The sequence below is a fragment of the Deinococcus sp. genome, assembly GCF_018260555.1.
Taxonomy (GTDB): Bacteria; Deinococcota; Deinococci; order Deinococcales; family Deinococcaceae; genus Deinococcus.
Map to the genome: position 1 here is coordinate 1 of NZ_JAGLBB010000062.1, position 17,798 is coordinate 17,798.

A 17,798-nucleotide genomic window follows, 5' to 3' on the forward strand; every position below is an offset into this window, starting at 1 on the left:
TTGCAGTAAATATTATGCTCATACAAAACGGGAACAAGCGTTTTTTGCCGTGTTTATCGTGCTGAGCAGTTACCAAACACGAGCATAAAAATTTCTCAACATTGGGATTATCCTAGCGCTACTCCTCATCCTCAATATCTGGGTCTAGCCCCATGTCTGTCAGAACCTGATGTACAACTTGCTCATGCTCAGGATGAGTGTTCATATACTCGATGCCAATAGCCTGAATGCTTTCAGGCCAACGTGCATATTTCGTTTCAACATCACGGATTCCAGCAATTACCACAGCTAAATCCATCTCCTTAATGGTCTTTTCCCAATAATCGCGATACTCAAAAAAATCATCTTCTGGGCCGATTGGGCCAACCAAAGTAAAGAAAACTTCTTCCTGCTGCATCATTTACCTTCCAGGGTTAATTGATAAATAGTACGAGTAGTCTTTGAACCCACCCAATAACCGAGGCCACCAGCAACCAGTGTCCCGACGCCATGAGCAATCCATGCGGGCCATCCTGCCACATCCGCAGGAGTAAACCAAACTGCAAAAGCACTGCCAGCCGCAGTTGCTCCTGCCCAACCTCCCACAGATTCTACCACCGCCAACTTCTTATCTTTAGCATGGTAGATCTGATAAATATCTCCTGCTACGGCCACAACAATCAGCAACCGTCCGCCATAGCGGTACACCCCTTTGACTACGCCTTTAATCTGAGCAGACTTTATAAGTTTTTCTGAGGCTTCCTGTATTGGCTTCTCAACCAGATATCCAGACCTATTTAAGCTCCTTATAAGTTCGCCAACCGAAGTCTTTACTTTGATCTTTCTAGGATCGGTGACGACAGCAAATTCACCATTCCCCTGTTTGGAAAAGACACTATTTTCTAGAACTACTCTGCCAACACCTTTTCCAGAAACCTTTATCTTGGCAGCGACTTTATCCCACATCTTTGTTTCAGTAAATTGATTTTGGAAGTTTTTATATGCCTTTCTTTCATTTGAATTGGTCGGCATTTTTCCCGTTCTCTTAATCCATTCCTTATCAATTGCATCTTTAAATTCTACTTCAGCTTCCCTAAGAAGTTTAATAAGATCAACCTCTTTGAAGACCAAAGCCTCTTTAGAAATCGCCATGTTCACTTCAATAGGAATATTCTTGCTCGCGTCAATACCGACGTATGGGTTTCCCTTGGTCACGAACCAACTAGCACCACCCTTACCCAGCTCTGGCTTAAAATTGAAACCACCGGTAGAGTTATATGATTCAAGCATTTTTAGCGCAACATCCGGGTGAACTTTCGTGGTTCCTATCTCTGGCGTACTTTTCGAATCGGCAGATTTTTGAATTACATTTTGATATATGCCGGTTCTTGCAGGAGTTGAAGCCAAATGCCTTCCAGCTTTGTTTTTAAGATTATCGACTGGCTTTGAGGCCAGCTTGCGGCCCATAGCACGAGCCTGAGTCTCATGGCTGCCACTGGGGTCAATGCCTGGGCCGACTTCTCCACGTGCCTGCTGCACGGTATGCGTGACTTCGTGGGCCAGCAACTCCAGACCTGATTGACTGTTGGGGTTAAACTTCCCGCTCTGAAAGTAAATGTCCGTGCCCGTGGTAAAGGCGATGGCGTTCACGCCTTTTGCCAGCTTATCGGCTTCCGCATCGTCGTGGATGCGCACGCGGCTCAGGTCGTAGTTCAGGCCCCCCTCCAGGTGGCGCTGGATCGCCTCCGAGAGCGGGTTCCCCGCCCCGCGTCGCGCCTGGATGCGTTGCAGGACAGGCTGGGTCGCCTCGGCGTCCAGCTCGGCCAGTTGCCGTTGCAGGGTCTGGAGGGTGCCGAAGTTCAATGCCGCCTGTTCCTGCGTCAGTTGGCGTTGCAGCGCCTCATCTGTCGCGCGTTGCAGGGGCAGGCGTTCGGATGGGGACACCATGCCCAGCACCACCCGGGACACCGGGGCGCTCAGCGCGTGGCGTTGCAGGGTGGCGAGGTGCTCGCCGTACGTGGCGTACCGGGCCTGCGCCTCGCCCCGGTCGCTGCGGAAGCTGTGGGCGAGGGTCTGCGCGACCTGTCGTTGCAGGGCCGTGAATTCCCCGAACGCGCGGGTGTCCAGACGCTGCCCCTCGACGCCCTCGGCACGGCGGCGCATGACCGTGACCCAGTCGGCGGGCGTGGTGGGTTTCACCGGGACGGGCGGCTGCGCTGGTTGCTGTGCGGGGGCGGCCCTGTCCAGCGTGGTGATCTGGTGTTGCAAGGTGGCGCGTTCGCCAGTCAGGCGGTCCTGTTCCTGTCGGTTGAGGCTCGCGGCCCGCAGTACGGGCGCGGCGGCCTGTCGCTGGGCGGCCTGCGGCCGGGCCGTGAAGCGTTGCAGCGCCCACCCCTGCGCTTCCAGGTGTGTCAGGGTAGGCGGGTCCGGGGTGTGGATGCTGGCCTGCCGGGTAGCGGGTTCTGGCCGCTGTGGTTTGCGCTGGTATTCCATCGCTCCTCCTGCGGTTACAGTAACCCGCAGGTCCGTTGGTGTGGGGCGAAGTTGACCAGCCGTTCCACTAGGGGTCAGGCTCATACGGACTGCCGTTTGTTTCGTTGACAACCCGGGAGGGCACCGGGTTGCCAACTCCACGTCCGGAACCCGCTTTTCTCGTACTCGCTCCGCTCCGATTGAATGGTCTTTGCAGCCCATTCAATCGGAGTCCGTATCAGACGGATTCGGGCGGACCTGCGGGCGGCAGAGAACGCCTTTCAGGCGAGCAGCAGGACGATGAACACCATGCCTTCTTTCTGCACCGCCAGGATGGGAACGTCCGAAGTCAGAACCAATGACGAGGTGTCCACCTGCCTGCCCTGGATCAGGTCGTTCAGGTCGATGCTGGCCGCCGCGAAGCTCGTGATCACCTGTTCGTCAACGGTCACGCCGGGGTAGGAGGCGTCCGGGAGGAGCGTGGCGAACGGGAACGCGGCGTACAGCAGGGAATCGGTTGGGCCGGGCACCCACCCTTGCATGCCCAGCGGCGCGGCCAGCCAGCCGACGCGGCTGACGTCTTCGAGCGCGAGGAAGCGCCGGATGTTCCCACCGTACGTGACCTGCCGATCCTGTTGGACTTGCGAGGTCGGCCCGCCCGGACCGCCCCCAGCCTGATCCTGATCGCGGCATCCGAGCAGGGCGAGGGTGATCGTCAGGGCGCAGATCAGTGTTCCCGGGTTCACGCTGGATTCCCGGAGGTCGTACGTGCAGGCGTCCAGGGGGTGATTGGGTCGTCCATCGTTCCTCCTGCGTTCACAGTAACGGGTGGTCCCAGTGGTTCACTGCCACATTGACGGGCGGTCCGGTCGGCGTTACCGTCGCTGCGCCGCGCACCCCGTATCCTGCGCGGCATGACTGTGCCTGCTGACCGCCCTGATGAACGCATTCCGGTGATCGTGGTGGGTGGGTTTCTGGGTGCGGGGAAGACGACGCTGGTGAATCACCTGATCCGGTCGCTGCCGCACCGGCTGGGTGTGATCGTGAACGAGTTCGGCGCGCAGGGCGTGGACGGCAGTCTGATCGAGCGGCTTCAGGATGACGTGACGGAACTGACGGCCGGGTGCCTGTGCTGCACGGGCCGGGATGATCTGCTGCGGGCGCTGGTGACGATTGCCATGCGCGAGCAGAAGCCGGACGCGGTGGTGGTGGAACTGTCGGGCGTGGCGGACCCGACGCCGGTGCTGACGACGCTGCTGGAACGGTCGGTGCGCGCGGCGTTCCGCGTGACGACGCTGGTGGCGGTCGTGGACGCCCGGCACGCGCTTCAGACGTTGCGGGAGCATCCGGAGGCGGCGCGGCAACTGGCGTACGCGAACGTGGTGGTGCTGAACAAGACCGACCTCGCCGACCCGACGTTGCTGGAGCACGCGCAGGGCGTGCTGCGCGGCGTCAATCCCCTGGCGGAGATCAAACGGGTGGAGCGGGGGCAGGTGGACGCGGACGCCCTGCTGGCCCGTGATGATTTTGATCCGCGCGTGCTGGACGGCGTGGACGCCCACGCGGCACACACGCCTGGTCTGATCTCGTTCACGTTGCGCGCGGACCGGCCGCTGGACCCGTACGCGTGGCAGCGCTTCATGACGGAGTTCCTGCTGTCCCGCCCGTCCGAGGTGCTGCGCGCCAAGGGGTTCCTGGATCTGTTCGGGTACCCGCAGCGGATTCTGTTTCAGGCGGTGCGGGACCTGTTCACGGCGGACGCCTGGGACACCGGGGACGGCACCTCTGAACTGGTGGTGATCGGGCGCGGCCTGGACCGCGCGGAGTTCGCGGTGGCGTGGGAGGCGTGCCTGACGCCGGACCCGGCGGATCTGATCCCGGACTGAGGCTCCAGTCGTATTGCAGGCCCGGCCGGGTGGACCGCCGGGGGCGCATGAACGAACCTGAAATCGCGGCGCACGCGCCCGGGGATCGCCGGTCCTACAGTGGGGGCGTCACAGGAGGTCTTCTATGCTGAACTTGAACCGTACCCGGCCACCCGCACACGTTCTGGAAGACGCCATCAGCGACCACGACGCGCTGGAGGGCGTGGCCGACACGCTCCAGACGCTGTTGCGTGGTGCGGAGTCGGCCCTGCCCGGCGGCGTGATGGACACCCTGCACGGCGAGTGGCTGGGGCATCCGCTGCATCCCATTCTGGTGCACCTGCCGCTGGGCGGGTGGGTGATCGCGGCGGGCCTGGATCACCTGCCCACGCCGTCGCCGGGCACGAACGACGCGGCGGCGGACCGGGCGCTGCTGCTGGGCACGCTGGGCGCAGTGGGGACCATCGCGACCGGCTGGGCCGACTGGTCGAACACGCGCGGGCAGGCGCGGCGCACCGGCCTGATTCACGGGACGCTGAACGAGGCGGCGTTCCTGCTGAACGTGGGCTCGCTGCTGGCGCGGCGGCGTGGTCGGCGCGGCCTGGGCAAGGCCCTGTCGGGCGCGGCGCTGGGCTTGGCGGTCGCCGGCGGGTTCCTGGGCGGCGAACTGGTGTACCGGCATGGGCTGGGGGTGGGTCGCACGCTGGCCCACCGGCAGAGCTAATACGAACGCAGGTGGAGTGGTTGTTGCCCACCACTCAATCTGCGTCCGTGTGCGCCGCCGGGACGGTAGCATCGGAGTATGACGCTGCATCCCGACCTGCTGTTCCCCACCGCGCATGAACTCGACACGCTGTCGCCCGAGGCGCTGGCAGGCCGCATGAACGCCCTTCAGGGCACGCTGGGCGAGCGGCTGGGCATCGAGTTCGTGCAGGTGGGCCGCGAGCGGCTGGTAGCCAGAATGCCGGTCGAAGGCAACCGCCAGCCGGCCGGGCGGCTGCACGGCGGCGCGAACCTCGCCCTGGCCGAGGAACTGGCCAGCGTGGGCTCGTGGTTGAACCTGGATCCGGCGCGGCAGGTGGCGGTCGGCGTGGACCTGAGCGGCACGCACGTGCGCGGCGTGACCGACGGCTGGGTGACGGGCGAGGCGGCGCTGTCGTACCGGGGGCGCAGCATGATGGTCTGGACCATTGAGATTCGCGACGACCGGGAGCGCGTGACGAGCCTGGCGCGCTGCACCTGCAACGTGATCGCCACCGGCGCGTGAGGGACCGGCATGTGAGGGACCGCGGCCCCAGCCCGGCGGGGCGCTCAGATTCCGTCAGGCAGGAGCCGGTATGCTGCGCGGCGTGAACGAACGGCAGTCCTTGCGGCGGTTCCTGCGGGGCGCAACCCTACTTCTGTGCCTGGGCGCGTCGGCGCAGGCGGTCACGTCGTACCGGGTGCAGCCGGGCGACACCCTCAGCGGCATTGCCGCGCGCGCCGGGGTCAGCGCGGCGCAGATCCGCGCGGTGAACGCCCGGCTGCGTGGTACGGATCAGGTGCAGACCGGGTGGGTGCTGACCCTCCCGGACCGGACGCTGCCCGCCCGGACGCACACCGTGAAAAACGGTGAGAACCTGTCCGTGATTGCCGCCCGTTACGGCCTGAGCCTGAGCGCCCTGCTGAACGCCAATCCCGCCTACCGCAACGGCAAGGCCCTGTGGACCGGGGCGCGCCTGACCATCCCGGCCCGCACTGCCTCGTCGGCCTCTGGGGCAGCCCCGGCCGCCCGGCGTACCGCGACTGTCCGCGCGGCGAGTTCGTCCGGTAGCGGGTGGCTGTGGCCGGTCGCGGGCTACCACGGGGTCAGCAGCGGGTACGGGACGCGCGTGCTCGGCGGCGTGCGCGAGCACCACTGGGGCGTGGATATCGCCGCGCCGGAAGGCACCCTGGTCCGCGCCGCCCGCTCGGGCCGCGTGCTCGAATCCCGCCCGGATTACGACCGGGGCTGGGGCTGGACGGTCGTGCTGAAACACCCGGACGGCTGGATCACCCGCTACGCGCACCTGAGCACCAACCTCGTCAAGAAGGGTGAACTGGCCGTGCGCGGCCAGCCGGTCGGGCGGGTCGGGAACACGGGGCGCAGCACGGGGCCGCACCTGCATTTCGGCACGTACCTGCGCTGGAACCCCCACAATCCGCTGAGCCTGTACTGATGCCCGGAACGAGGCGCAGCTGATGCAGGTGCATTACGCCGAGGGAAAGGGCGAGGCCGCCCGCGCCGCCCTGCACGTCTTTCTGGGGGGACTGCCCGGTCACGCCGGGTTCCTGGGGGCCGAACTGCTGCTCTCGGCCGACCAGCCGGAGCTGACGCTGGTCGCCAGCCGCTGGGCCGACACGTCCCCTCCCCTGCCGGTGCCGGACGGCGTGCGTGCCTGGGTGTTTCAGGTGCAGGCCAGCCGCTGAGCACACCGTTCGCTGCCTCCTGCGGCTTGATGGCGGTCTTGATTCGCCAGACGGGAACGTAGGCCGAAGCTCACGTTCCCCCTCTGCCCTGCGCTCTGCTGTTACAGCTGCGGGACGTACCCGGCGAGGTCGCCGAGCAGGTCGCGGGCGGTCAGGTCAATGCGGACGGGCGTGACGCTGATGTGCCCGGCCTCGACGGCGCCGTAGTCGGTGTGGTCGTCGTGGGCGTCGCTGGCGGTGCTGGTCCCGGCGACCCAGTGGTACTCGCGGCCTTCGGGGTCGTGGCGGGTGACGATGCGGTCTTCCCAGCGGTGCTCGCCGACGCGGGTGACACGCACGCCGCGTGGGGGCAGGGCAGGAAAGTTGACGTTCAGCAGGGTACGTGGAGGCAGGCCGTGCGTCAGGACCTTCCGGGCCAGGCGGGCGGCGTAGGCGGCGCCGGGGGCGAAGTCGTACTCACCGGCGGGGGTGGCCTGCTGGCTGAAGGCGATGGCAGGCACGCCGAGGCTCATGCCCTCAATGGCGGCGGCGACGGTGCCGCTGTGGGTCAGGTCGTCTCCGAGGTTCGGGCCGAGGTTGATGCCGCTGACCACGAGGTCCGGCTGGCCGGTCAGGTGCATGCCCAGAACGACGCAGTCGGCGGGTGTGCCGTCCACGCGGTACGCGGGAATGTCACCGAAACCGGCGCTCGCGGTGTGCTTGAAGCGCAGCGGGCGGCGGATGGTGATGCCGTGCCCCACGGCGCTCTGCTCCACGTCGGGCGCGCTGACGATCACGTCCGCGAAGGTGCTCATGGCCTGGGCCAGGGCCTTGATGCCGGGGCTGAAGATGCCGTCGTCGTTCGCCACGAGAATCCGGGGGCGGGAGGCAGGGTCGCTCATGTGGGGCAGCGTAGCGCGCGCTCTGTCATGACCGCGCCTGCGTGCCGTCCGCGCGTGCTCTGAGCCAGTCGCCGCCCCCACCGTTCAGCGTCCCCACCGTTCAGCGCCACCGGGGTCACGTGGACTCCGAATGGCCGGAACTGTCTCGCCGGAGTCTGTCTGATTACTTGCGCTGCTGGGCGAGTTTCAGGTAGTAGGCGCTGCTCTTGTCGGTGGGGTCGAGGGTCACGGCCTGCGCGTACGCCTCGGCGGCGGCGGCGTAGTTCTTCGCTTCGTAGCGGACGCGGCCCAGCCACGCCCAGGCCTTGGCGTAGGTGGGGCTCTGCTGCGTGGCCGCCTGGAAGCCGGTCTCGGCGGCCGCCCTGTCACCGGCCGTGTACCGCTGGTACGCGGCGCGGTAAGTCTGCACGGCGCTCAGGCCGTACTGCTGGGCCTCGGTAGCGAGCGCGAGGTTAAAGGCGTCGGCGGCCGTGGGGCCAGGCAGAGCGTTCAGGGCCGTGTAGGCGTCCAGGGCGGCCTGGGTGTTCCCGAGTTCCAGGGCCAGCCGCCCGGCCTCGCGGTACGCTTCGGTGAAGTTGGGGGCGCTGCGGGCGGCCTCCTGGAATCCGGCGAGGGCCTGCGTTTTGCGGCCGGCCTCGCGGTCGCCGTAGGCGCGGCTGAACGCGCGGGTGGCGGCGGGACCGTAGCGTCCGGCACTCTGAGCAAGTCCCTGAAAGTACGCCAGGGTCTTGTCGGCGGGGTTCAGGGTCAGGGCGCGGGCGTACAGCGTCTGCGCCTGGGTGTAGTTCCCGGCTTCCAGCGCGGTTCGGGCCGCCCAGGTGGCGCAGGGGACGTTCGCGGCGTCGAGTTGCAGGCAGGCGCCGAAGAACGCGGCGGCCCGGTCCGGCATGTTGCGGGTGTACGCGGCGTACCCGAGGTTGTACTGCACGGCGGCCGCCTGCTGCGATTCGGCGGTCCCGGCACCCGGCGCGGCGCGGAAGTACGCGTTCCAGGCGAGTTCCGCCTGCCGCCAGAAGCCGACTTCGGTGTAGATCTGCGCGCGCAGTTTCAGGTAGTCCGGGTTGCCGGGCGCGGCGGTCACGGCGGTCTCGGCAGCGGCGGCCGCCTGCTTCCAGAGGGTCTGGTCGATGTTGGCGCTCCCGGCGGGGTAGGCGCTGCGGGCCTTGAGGATCAGGTCGCGGGCCTCGGCGGCGGCCTGCGCGGCGCCCTGACCCTGCGTGAGCAGGCTGGTGAGCGCAGCAGGTGCCGCCTGGGCGGGTGTGGGCTGGGCAGGTGCGGGCTGCGCTGGAGCGGTCTGCGCCGGAGCGGTCTGGGCCGGAGCGGTCTGGGCGCTGGCGTGACCCAGCAGGAGGGCGGTCAGGGCCAGCGCGGTGGGAAAGCAGGTCAGGGGGGTACGGTGCATGGGTCTCCTTGTGGGGTGCGGGCAGGGCCGGGTGGGGGGCGCTGGCCAGGCAGGGTGGGCGGTAGGCGATCAACTGACTGACGGTCATTCTAAGCATGCAGACCTGACGTGCGGGGGTAGGATTGCGTGAGGGGCCTTTCATGCTCGGCGCATCCAGCCCACCAATCAGGGCCACGCCGACGCCCCTTCCGGAGTGAACCCGGTCCGGCCAGCCGCGCGTTTCGGTTCCAACCCGCCCCTGCACCGGGGTCCCGACGCCCGGCCCGGAGTCCGCAGCAGGGCGCAGGCAAGCGGGCGTGGCTGCCCGTCTGGTAAAACAGAGCATTGTGACGGACCTCGATTCTCCCCGCGTGTACCCGCTGCGCCTGTACGGCGACCCGGTACTGCGCCGCAAAGCCAGGACCCTGCACCACACCGACCTCCTGACCGTGCCGGGTTTCGACCCGCAGACGGTGCGGCAGGTGGCCGACACCATGCTCGAAACGATGTTCGAGGCGCGCGGCGTCGGACTGGCCGCCCCGCAGATCGGGCTGCCCGTGCGGATGTTCGTGGCCGTGGAATACGAGGACGACGAGGAAGAGAACGAGGGCGGCGACGACAGGCTGCGCTCGCGGGTGCTGCGTGACTACGTGATGCTCAATCCCGTCCTGAAGGTCATCAACAAGAAAAAGGACCGCTCGTACCAGGAAGGCTGCCTCAGCATTCCCGGCATCTACGAGGAGGGCGTGCCGCGCGCCCGCGCCGTGCAGGTGTCGTACACCGACCTGGACGGCGTGCCCCGCACCGTGGAAGCCGACGATTACCTCGCGCGGGTCTTTCAGCACGAGGCCGATCACCTGGACGGCGTGATGTTCCTGGACCGCCTGCCGGCCGAGGTCACCGAGGATTACCGCAAGGAACTGCTGGCCATTCAGCAGAAATCACGCGCGCTGCTCAGTGACCTGGCCGCGCACGAGCAGCGCCGCCGCGCCGAGCGTTCATGAGCGCCCGCCCGCTGCGGGTGGCGTTCTTCGGGTCGCCCGCCTTCGCACTGCCGGTACTCGACGCGATCCGCGAGAGCTTCGGGGTGGTGCTGGTCGTGGCGCAGCCGGATAAACCGGTGGGGCGCGGCCTGAAGCTCACGCCGCCGCCCGTCGCGGCCCGCGCCGCCGAACTGCGCCTGCCGCTCGCGCAGCCCACCCGCCTGCGCCGCAACCCGGACTTCGAGACGACCCTGCGCGACTCCGGGGCGGACGTGGCCGTCACCTGCGCGTACGGCAAGATCCTGCCCGCCAGCGTGCTGGGCATACCCCGCTACGGGTTCCTGAACACGCACACCAGCCTGCTGCCCGCCTACCGGGGGGCCGCGCCGATCCAGTGGGCGCTGATTCAGGGTGAGGCGGTCACGGGCACGACCATCATGCAGACCGACGAGGGCATGGACACCGGCCCCATCCTCCTCCAGGAACCACTCCGGGTTGCGCCGGAATGGACCGCACACGAACTCGCTGGCGCCCTGAGCACCCAGGCGGCGCGGCTGATCGTGCAGGCCCTGTCCTCCCTGGACAGCCTGCTGCCCAGAGCGCAGGACGAGTCCCTGGCCACGCACGCCCCCATGCTGACCAAGGAGGACGGCTTCGTCCGCTGGGACGACACGGCCGCACAGATCGTGAACCGCTCCCGGGGCGTGGCCGCGTGGCCGCAGACGACCGCCTTCCTGAACGGCGCGCGCCTGAAACTCGCGGACCTGAGTGTCACGGACGGCAGCGGCCAGCCTGGCGAGATCCTGAGCACCGAGGGCGGCCTGACCGTCGCCGCCCGCGAGGGAGCCATCCTGATCCGCACCGTGCAGCCCGAGGCCCGCAAGGCCCAGCCCGCCCACACCTGGGCGCAGGCCGCCGCAGTCACGCCCGGCACCCGCCTGGACCTGTGGGTGCCCACCCCGCAGGCAGCGCCCCGGGCGGGAACCGGGCGCCCCCTGACCCCGTAAGGGAACGCGTGAAGCTCACCTTTCCCCTGACGCTGGAATTCAAGTTCAGCCTGTTCACCGAACTGCGTGTCACGGACGCGAGCGGCGCCCTCGCCGCACTCGTCAAGGAGAAGACCTTCAGTGTGCGCGACGAGGTCCGCGTGTACAGCGATGAGGCCCGCCGGGTGCAGACGCACGCCATGAAAGCCCAGGGCTTTATGGCCGGCGCCCTCGACTGGAAAGCCCGCCGCCTGATCAGCCGCGCGGACGGCAGCCCCGTCGGTGCCCTCCAGGCCCAGGGTCTGCGCACCCTGTGGGGCGCCGCTTACGACGTGCTCGGCCCACAGCAGGAGGCCCGCTTCACGATCCGCGACGACCAACCCTGGCTGAGCGTCGTCGAGGGCGCCATCGGGGCCGTGCCGTTCATCGGTGACGTGATCGCCATGGGCTTCGATTACCTCGTGAACCCCACGTACACCGTCACTGACGCGGGCGGGCAACCCGCGTACCGCGTGCACAAGAAACGCAGTTTCCTGTCACGCCGCTTTACCGTGCAGGAACTCCAGCCCCGCCCCGGGCAGGACGACGAACTGGTCCTGCTGGCCCTGATTCAACTCGTGCTGCGCGAACGCGAACGCGGCTGATCCCGGCGCCCCGTTCACCACGGCCGGTCAGCGTGCATGTGATGCGGGGCCGCGCCGAAGGCGGGGAACAGGTCGGCCAGCACGCGGTAGCCCTCCGGGGCGTTCCCGCCGGGTTCCTGAAGGCGCACCTGCCAGACTTCATCACTGAAGCCGCTCAGGCGGCGTACCGTCACCCGACCCGATTCCAGACGGCGCAGGTACTTGCGCAGGAAAGCTTCGAGATCGGGCGCCAGCACGTAGCGGTCCTCCTCGTCAGGTCCCGTGGTAATGACCTGCCCAACCCGCCCCGCCGGGCCGGGATGGAGGTCGAGCGCCACGTGATTGCCGCCCCCGTCGTGCAGGAACGGCAGCCAGTCGCCCGTGGCGTACAGGGGGCGAATCGCGCCGGGCGGGTGCGACACGACGACCCCGTCCAGGTCGGTTATGCCTTCGGCGGCGAGTTCCGCCCAGCTCACCCGGTTCAGTTCCAGGTGAGAGAGCCGCAGGAACTGCAGGCCGAACAGGTCGCCGCCGTCATGCCAGCGGTACAGGGCGCGCAGGGCCGGGGGGAGCGTCACGCCCTGGCGCGCCTCGAAGGCGTCCAGCGCGGCGTCTGTCACGCCGGGGCGCAGGGTCGCGTGATGGAGCGGCACCTCGCGGTCCACCCAGGCGTCCAGCCGGGCGAGTAGTTCGGGAAGGTCACGCGGTTCAGGCAGGGTCACGGGTGTCACGCGGCGTACCTCCAGCGGCGGCGGGCGGCCCGCCCACACGACCGTCGTGGCGTACAGGATCGCCGGGACGAACAGCAGGGAGAGCAGCCAGCGCCACACGCCTCCAGCCTGCCACAGCGGGCCGGGGCGCGCCGCCTCATACCCATTCCGTCTGGTTGGCTAACAACCCGCAAGAACGCCGGATTGCCAACGCCACGCCCGGAATCCGTTTCTCTCCTGCTCGCTTCGGTCGGGTTGAAAGTTTGCACACACCTTTCAACCGGAGTCCGCATCATCCCTTCCAGGCGGGGACCTGATCGCCGTACTGCGCGTGGGCGTCGCAGCGTGACCTCAGCACGCACGCGCCGCACTTCGGATCGTGCCAGGAGCACACGCGCTGGCCGTGGCGCAGCAGGTTCACGTGCAGTTCGTACAGGAACGGCGCGTCGGGCGGCAGCACCCCCAGCAGCGCGCGGTGCGCAGCCTGCTCCCCCATCTTCGGGATCGCGCCCACGCGGGTCGTGATCCGGTGCACATGCGTATCCACCGGGAAGACCGGACGGGCGTAATTGAACAGCAGCACAAGGCTGGCGGTCTTGATGCCCACGCCGGGCAGGTCGGTCAGCGCCTTCAGGGCGTCCTTAACGGGCAGGTCGCGCAGGTGCTCCAGGTCATATCCGCTGGGCGAGTCGCGCAGGGCGGCCAGCGTCGCCTGGATGCGCGGGGCTTTGCTCTCGGGGTAGTTGCTGCGGCGGATGGCGTGCGCGACCTGCTCGGTGGGCGCGGCGATGATGGCGTCCCAGTCGCCCAGCGTACGCAGTTCCTGGTATGCGGCTTCCTCGTCGGCGTGCGTGGTGCGCTGGGAGAGGATCGTGCTGATCAGCTCGTGCAGCGGTTCGCGCCTCGGCTTCAGGGGGCGCTCGCCGTACTGGGACCGCAGGTTGTCCGCGATCCACACGAGCAGTTCGGCCCGCTGCGGTTCAGGGCGGGCCGCGTTCAGGGTCACTTCAGCCGTCATGCCCTCAGGACTGACCGGGCGCGCTGCGGCCCTCTGCCTCGTCCCGGCCGCCCTCGGCGGGTTCGGGTTTCGCGGCGGGGTCCACGTTGGGAGCCTTGCCCTGCGCGGCGTCCGGGATGGGCTGGCTCTGGCCTTCGGCGGGGGACTGGTTGGCGGGGTCGTAGCCGGTCTTCTGCTCGTCGCTCATGCCCTCAGCCTGCGCGCGTGGCGGCGGGGTTGGATGGCGCGCACCTCAGGATGCCTTAACGCAGCCCGCACCCACCTGCACCCGAAACAAAAAACCCGCCCTGCGGGGCGGCTGTGGTGGTGTACCTTGATTTCTTTAATGTAGCGCGGAATGCACGGGGTGTCAAGGCTATGCAACCAGACCGGAAAACGCCCTTCAGCACGCATCTTTTCGGGGAACAGAAGCAGGTGATGCAGTCTGTAACGGCCGGGGGGAGAGGCCCGCACACGCAGGTCCCCTCCCCCACCGGCAACCGGGTTCAGCTGTGCGTCATGTCGAGCGGCACGACCCACTCGTCGAACTCGGCGTCCGTGACGTAGCCCAGACTCAGGGCCGCTTGTTTCAGGCTGCTGCCTTCCTTGTGGGCTTTCTTGGCAATCGCGGCGGCCCGGTCGTACCCGATGTGCTTGTTCAGGGCCGTGACCTGCATCAGGTTGATGCTGAGGTTATGCTCGATCTTCTCGATGTTCGGCTCGATGCCGACCGCGCAGTTGTCGTTGAAGGCGAGGCAGGCATCTGAAATGAGGCGGATGCTTTCCAGCACGGCGTGCACCATCACGGGCTTGAACACGTTCAGCTGGAAGTTCCCCTGGCTGCCCGCGAAGGCCACGGTCGCGTCGTTGCCGAACACGCGCGTGGCGACCATGGTCATGGCCTCGCTCTGGGTGGGGTTCACCTTGCCGGGCATGATGGAGCTGCCGGGCTCGTTCTCAGGAATGACGATCTCGCCGATGCCGTTGCGGGGACCGCTGGCCAGCCAGCGCACATCGTTCGCCATCTTCATCAGCGCGCCCGCCAGGGTCCGCAGGGCCGCGCTGGTCTGCACCAGGGCGTCGTGCGCGCTCAGGGCCGCGAACTTGTTCTCCGCGCTGCGGAAGGAATAGCCCGTCTCCTCACTGTACTTCTGCGCGGCCAGATCACCGAACTGCGGGTGCGCGTTCAGGCCCGTCCCGACCGCCGTGCCGCCGATAGCGAGTTCCAGCAGACCCTCGCCCGCATGCCGCACCTGCTCAAGCGCGTAATCGAGTTGCGCGACCCACCCGCCGATCTCCTGACCCAGCGTGATGGGCGTCGCGTCCTGAAGGTGCGTGCGGCCCACCTTCACCAGCCCCGCGTACGCCTGCGCCTTGGCGTGCAGCGTGCCCCGCAGCTTGCCCACACTGCCGTACAGCCGCTCGTTCAGTTCCAGCACCACCGCGATGTGCATGGCCGTCGGGAAGGTGTCGTTGCTGCTCTGACCACGGTTCACGTGATCGTTCGGATGCACGGGCTTCTTGCTGCCCATCTCGCCACCCGCGATCTCGATGGCGCGGTTGCTGATCACCTCGTTCGAGTTCATGTTGCTCTGCGTGCCACTCCCGGTCTGGAACACCACCAGCGGAAAGTGATCATCCAGTTTCCCGGCGATCACCTCATCGGCCGCCTGCACGATCAGGTCCGCCACGTCACGCGGCAGTTCACCCAGGTCCGCGTTCGCCTGCGCCGCGCCCTTCTTCAGGATGCCCAGCGCCCGGATCACCGGGCGGCCCCACACGAACGTATCCCGCCCGATCGGGAAGTTATGAATGCTGCGCTCCGTCTGCGCGCCCCAGTACCGGCTGGCGTCCACGTCCAGCGTGCCCATGGTGTCCGACTCTTTGCGAATGTTGGTCATAGCACCTGAGTCTAAAGGCCCGGCCCCGCCAGGGGACCTGTCACGAACGGGGGAACGGCGCCCCCACCCAGGCGGACCCAGCCCACATCTCCCCACCCCAACAGAACAGGCGGCCATCCCGTTCCGAGCCATTCCCATGGAGAAGGTGCCGCCCTGGGCGCTCTATAATTTTCTTCAGGCGCAGGTACCCCGTCTCTTTCCGCGTACCCAGGACGTACGGCACCACCACATATGAAAAGACGGCCACCCCTGAAAGTCAGCCGTCTATGCATCCACAACAGCGTTTCTACGATCTGCACTCCTTCCGACGGGAGCGCAACCCCTCGCTATTGCCCAAGCAATCTAAACCTGCCTGCGCCGATTGAATGGGCATGGAGATACACGTACCCATGACCGACTCTGCCCCCCTGGCCCTCTTTGGGCTGCTCGCCTTCATGCTCCTGCTGCACGCCGTCGGCATGAAACTTCCCTTCGTTCAGATCTTCGCGTTCCTCTCCAGTGCGGCGCGCGAACTGACCGCTCTCGCTGCGTTCACAGCCCTGCTGACCTACCTTCTGAAACTCTAATTTCGTCGCCCAGGGCGGCACTTTCTCAGGCATGGGAGGGTGTCTTCCTGGGCGCTCTACACTGCTGTTGATGAAGCAGTATCTCGATCTGATGCAGCGCGTGCTGGACCACGGCACCGTGAAAACTGACCGGACGGGCACCGGCACGCGGTCGGTGTTCGGCGCGCAGTTGCGCTTTGACCTGCGTGACGGCTTTCCGCTGGTTACCACCAAGCGGGTGCACCTGAACAGCGTGATCTACGAACTCCTGTGGTTTCTGCGCGGGGAGAGCAACGTACGGTGGCTTCAGGAGCGTGGCGTGAGCATCTGGGACGAGTGGGCCGCCCCGGACGGGGAACTCGGCCCGGTGTACGGCGTGCAGTGGCGCAGCTGGCCCACCCCGGATGGCGGGAGCATCGATCAGATCGCGCAGTTGATCGAGCAGATCAGGCGCAACCCGGACAGCCGCCGCCTGATCGTCAACGCCTGGAATGTGGCGCAGTTGGGGGACATGGCCCTGCCGCCCTGTCACGCGATGTTCCAGTTCTACGTGGCGGACGGGCGGCTGAGCTGTCAGCTTTATCAGCGCAGCGCGGATCTCTTTCTGGGCGTGCCGTTCAACATCGCGTCCTACGCGCTGCTGACCCTGATGGTCGCGCAGGCCTGCGGCCTGAAGCCCGGCGAGTTCATCTGGACGGGTGGGGACGTGCACCTGTACAGCAACCACATGGAGCAGGCGGGTCGGCAACTGGCGCGGGAGCCGCGTTCACTGCCCGTCATGCACCTTAACCCCCAGGTCAAGGACATCTTCGAATTCGGGTTCGAGGACTTCCGCCTGGAAAGCTACGACCCGCACCCCGGCATTAAAGCCCCGGTGGCCGTGTGAGCCGCCCGACCTTTGATGAGCTGGGGCTGGCGACGGCGCGGCTCTGGGCGTCGCGGAGTGCGGACAGCAAGGTGCAGGTCGGGGCGTGCATTCTGGACCGGCACCACCGGGTGGTGGGCGTGGGGTACAACGGGCGCGCGGCGGGCGAGCCGAACGAGCGCGAGAGCCTGTCGCAGGGGCACAGCGGGTTCATTCACGCGGAGGTGAATGCGCTGCTGGCCGCGAACTGGAACGGGGAGGGGCACACGCTGTACGTGACGCATGAGCCGTGCGCGGCGTGTGCGCGTCTGATCGTGAATTCGCGGCGGGTGGCGCGCGTGATTTTCGAGTCGGCGTACCGGGAGTCCGTGCGCGTGGAGTCGGGCCTGCCGAGCGGAGAGGCGATCTTGCGGGGGGCGGGGATCGAGGTGACGCATGTCCCATCGCCCTGAACGGGTGGGGCCTGAGCTGGTGGGGATCGTGGCCGTGACCGAGAACGGCGTGATCGGCCGGGGCGGGGGGATGCCGTGGCACCTTCCGGCGGACCTGGCGCACTTCCGGTCGCACAGTCGCGGGAAGCCGAATGTCATGGGGCGCAAGGTGTGGGATTCGCTGGGCGGGCGGCCGCTGCCGGGGCGGGAGAACATCGTCCTGACCCGTAACCGGGCGTTCAGCGCGCCGGGCGCGCAGGTGGTGAACTCGCCGCAGGGTGCCCTGGCGGCGGCGGGCGACGCGCCGGAAGTGGCGATCATCGGCGGGGCGCAGGTGTACGCGCTGTTCCTGCCGCAGCTGTCGCGCGTGGAACTCACGCTGATTCACGCGCGACTCGACGGCGATACCTTCCTGCCAGAGCTGGGGAGCGGCTGGGTGGTCACGCAGGAAACCCAGCGTGCAGCCGATGACGCCAACGCCTTCGACCTGACCTTCCGCACGCTCATACGGATTCCGGTTGAGCAGTCCGGGTAAGTACACTGCGTTTATCTTGTAGATAAACCGCGCAGAGCGCGGAGCAGAAGAAAGTACGTTGAAGCGGGAATGGAGAGGTTCCGGCGCTTTTCCGGCATGGCGCAATGTGAGCTTCAACAGTAACTGCTCAGCAGGGGGGTGGGGTGCGGCGCAAAGTGTAGAGTCTGGGTATCGCTGACGATGCCTGCCCAAACTG

General features: G+C 66.8%; 21 protein-coding genes. 12 read left to right on the forward strand and 9 right to left on the reverse strand.

The window, feature by feature from the left end; genetic code table 11:
• Positions 1–118: 118 nt before the first annotated feature.
• The 3 genes from QZ271_RS11535 to QZ271_RS11545 all read right to left on the reverse strand — a co-directional run bounded on the left by QZ271_RS11535 (position 119) and on the right by QZ271_RS11545 (position 3,197).
• Entirely contained in the window at positions 119–400 is a 282-nt protein-coding gene (locus QZ271_RS11535) for a hypothetical protein (protein WP_291431588.1), read from the reverse strand.
• Positions 397–2,472 carry a DUF4157 domain-containing protein gene (locus QZ271_RS11540; RefSeq protein WP_291431589.1) on the reverse strand — a complete coding sequence of 692 codons (2,076 nt, stop codon included), beginning with the start codon at positions 2,470–2,472 and terminating at the stop codon, positions 397–399. The genes QZ271_RS11535 and QZ271_RS11540 overlap by 4 nt, the downstream gene beginning before the upstream one ends.
• Positions 2,473–2,732: 260 nt before the next feature.
• Positions 2,733–3,197: a hypothetical protein gene (locus QZ271_RS11545; RefSeq protein ID WP_291431591.1), complete on the reverse strand. Its 465-nt coding sequence runs from the start codon at positions 3,195–3,197 to the stop codon at positions 2,733–2,735.
• Between the two features lie 168 nt (positions 3,198–3,365).
• On the opposite strand from QZ271_RS11545, the gene QZ271_RS11550 reads away from it, so the two are divergent.
• The 5 genes from QZ271_RS11550 (at position 3,366) to QZ271_RS11570 (ending at position 6,764) form a co-directional block, all read left to right on the forward strand.
• Positions 3,366–4,337, forward strand: coding sequence for a GTP-binding protein (locus tag QZ271_RS11550; RefSeq protein WP_291431593.1), 972 nt, complete (start codon positions 3,366–3,368; stop codon positions 4,335–4,337).
• Between the two features lie 124 nt (positions 4,338–4,461).
• Positions 4,462–5,040 carry a DUF2231 domain-containing protein gene (locus QZ271_RS11555; RefSeq protein WP_291431595.1) on the forward strand — a complete coding sequence of 193 codons (579 nt, stop codon included), beginning with the start codon at positions 4,462–4,464 and terminating at the stop codon, positions 5,038–5,040.
• 78 nt (positions 5,041–5,118) lie between these two features.
• Positions 5,119–5,583, forward strand: coding sequence for a PaaI family thioesterase (locus QZ271_RS11560; protein WP_291431596.1), 465 nt, complete (start codon positions 5,119–5,121; stop codon positions 5,581–5,583).
• An 82-nt stretch (positions 5,584–5,665) separates the two neighbouring features.
• Entirely contained in the window at positions 5,666–6,514 is an 849-nt protein-coding gene (locus tag QZ271_RS11565) for a M23 family metallopeptidase (protein WP_291431599.1), read from the forward strand.
• A gap of 22 nt (positions 6,515–6,536) precedes the next feature.
• The gene (locus QZ271_RS11570) at positions 6,537–6,764 is read left to right on the forward strand and encodes an antibiotic biosynthesis monooxygenase (protein ID WP_291431600.1); all 228 of its coding nucleotides are present in this window, start codon (positions 6,537–6,539) and stop codon (positions 6,762–6,764) included.
• Positions 6,765–6,865: 101 nt separating this feature from the next.
• Here QZ271_RS11570 and surE read toward each other — a convergent pair whose 3' ends face one another.
• Positions 6,866–7,645 (reverse strand): 5'/3'-nucleotidase SurE, encoded by a 780-nt coding sequence (gene surE / locus QZ271_RS11575; RefSeq protein WP_291431602.1) that lies wholly within the window; start codon positions 7,643–7,645, stop codon positions 6,866–6,868.
• 163 nt (positions 7,646–7,808) lie between these two features.
• Entirely contained in the window at positions 7,809–9,047 is a 1,239-nt protein-coding gene (locus QZ271_RS11580) for a tetratricopeptide repeat protein (RefSeq protein WP_291431604.1), read from the reverse strand.
• Positions 9,048–9,373: 326 nt separating this feature from the next.
• Here QZ271_RS11580 and def point away from each other — a divergent pair, with 326 nt between their 5' ends.
• From def to QZ271_RS11595, 3 genes are read left to right on the forward strand one after another with little or no spacing between them, the layout of a single operon-like run.
• Positions 9,374–10,030: a peptide deformylase gene (gene def, locus QZ271_RS11585; protein ID WP_291431607.1), complete on the forward strand. Its 657-nt coding sequence runs from the start codon at positions 9,374–9,376 to the stop codon at positions 10,028–10,030.
• On the forward strand, positions 10,027–11,016 hold the full coding sequence (gene fmt / locus QZ271_RS11590; protein WP_291431609.1) for a methionyl-tRNA formyltransferase: 990 nt from the start codon (positions 10,027–10,029) through the stop codon (positions 11,014–11,016). Before def ends, fmt begins: the two co-directional genes overlap by 4 nt.
• Positions 11,017–11,024: 8 nt before the next feature.
• Positions 11,025–11,639 (forward strand): hypothetical protein, encoded by a 615-nt coding sequence (locus QZ271_RS11595; RefSeq protein ID WP_291431611.1) that lies wholly within the window; start codon positions 11,025–11,027, stop codon positions 11,637–11,639.
• A gap of 14 nt (positions 11,640–11,653) precedes the next feature.
• Here the strand turns inward: QZ271_RS11595 and QZ271_RS11600 are convergent, their stop codons facing one another.
• The 4 genes from QZ271_RS11600 to fumC all read right to left on the reverse strand — a co-directional run bounded on the left by QZ271_RS11600 (position 11,654) and on the right by fumC (position 15,226).
• Entirely contained in the window at positions 11,654–12,448 is a 795-nt protein-coding gene (locus tag QZ271_RS11600; protein ID WP_291431614.1) for an SMI1/KNR4 family protein, read from the reverse strand.
• A gap of 172 nt (positions 12,449–12,620) precedes the next feature.
• A complete protein-coding gene (gene nth / locus QZ271_RS11605; RefSeq protein ID WP_291431617.1) occupies positions 12,621–13,346 on the reverse strand; it encodes an endonuclease III in 726 nt (241 codons plus the stop codon).
• 4 nt (positions 13,347–13,350) lie between these two features.
• Positions 13,351–13,533: a hypothetical protein gene (locus QZ271_RS11610; RefSeq protein WP_291431619.1), complete on the reverse strand. Its 183-nt coding sequence runs from the start codon at positions 13,531–13,533 to the stop codon at positions 13,351–13,353.
• Between the two features lie 298 nt (positions 13,534–13,831).
• On the reverse strand, positions 13,832–15,226 hold the full coding sequence (gene fumC / locus QZ271_RS11615) for a class II fumarate hydratase (RefSeq protein WP_291431621.1): 1,395 nt from the start codon (positions 15,224–15,226) through the stop codon (positions 13,832–13,834).
• A gap of 389 nt (positions 15,227–15,615) precedes the next feature.
• On the opposite strand from fumC, the gene QZ271_RS11620 reads away from it, so the two are divergent.
• The 4 genes from QZ271_RS11620 (at position 15,616) to QZ271_RS11635 (ending at position 17,602) form a co-directional block, all read left to right on the forward strand.
• Positions 15,616–15,792, forward strand: coding sequence for a hypothetical protein (locus QZ271_RS11620; protein WP_291431623.1), 177 nt, complete (start codon positions 15,616–15,618; stop codon positions 15,790–15,792).
• A 70-nt stretch (positions 15,793–15,862) separates the two neighbouring features.
• Complete coding sequence (locus QZ271_RS11625; protein WP_291431625.1) at positions 15,863–16,657, forward strand: thymidylate synthase; 795 nt, start codon at positions 15,863–15,865, stop codon at positions 16,655–16,657.
• Positions 16,654–17,088, forward strand: coding sequence for a deaminase (locus tag QZ271_RS11630; RefSeq protein WP_291431627.1), 435 nt, complete (start codon positions 16,654–16,656; stop codon positions 17,086–17,088). Before QZ271_RS11625 ends, QZ271_RS11630 begins: the two co-directional genes overlap by 4 nt.
• Positions 17,072–17,602: a dihydrofolate reductase gene (locus QZ271_RS11635; protein ID WP_291431629.1), complete on the forward strand. Its 531-nt coding sequence runs from the start codon at positions 17,072–17,074 to the stop codon at positions 17,600–17,602. The genes QZ271_RS11630 and QZ271_RS11635 overlap by 17 nt, the downstream gene beginning before the upstream one ends.
• Positions 17,603–17,798: the final 196 nt, after the last annotated feature.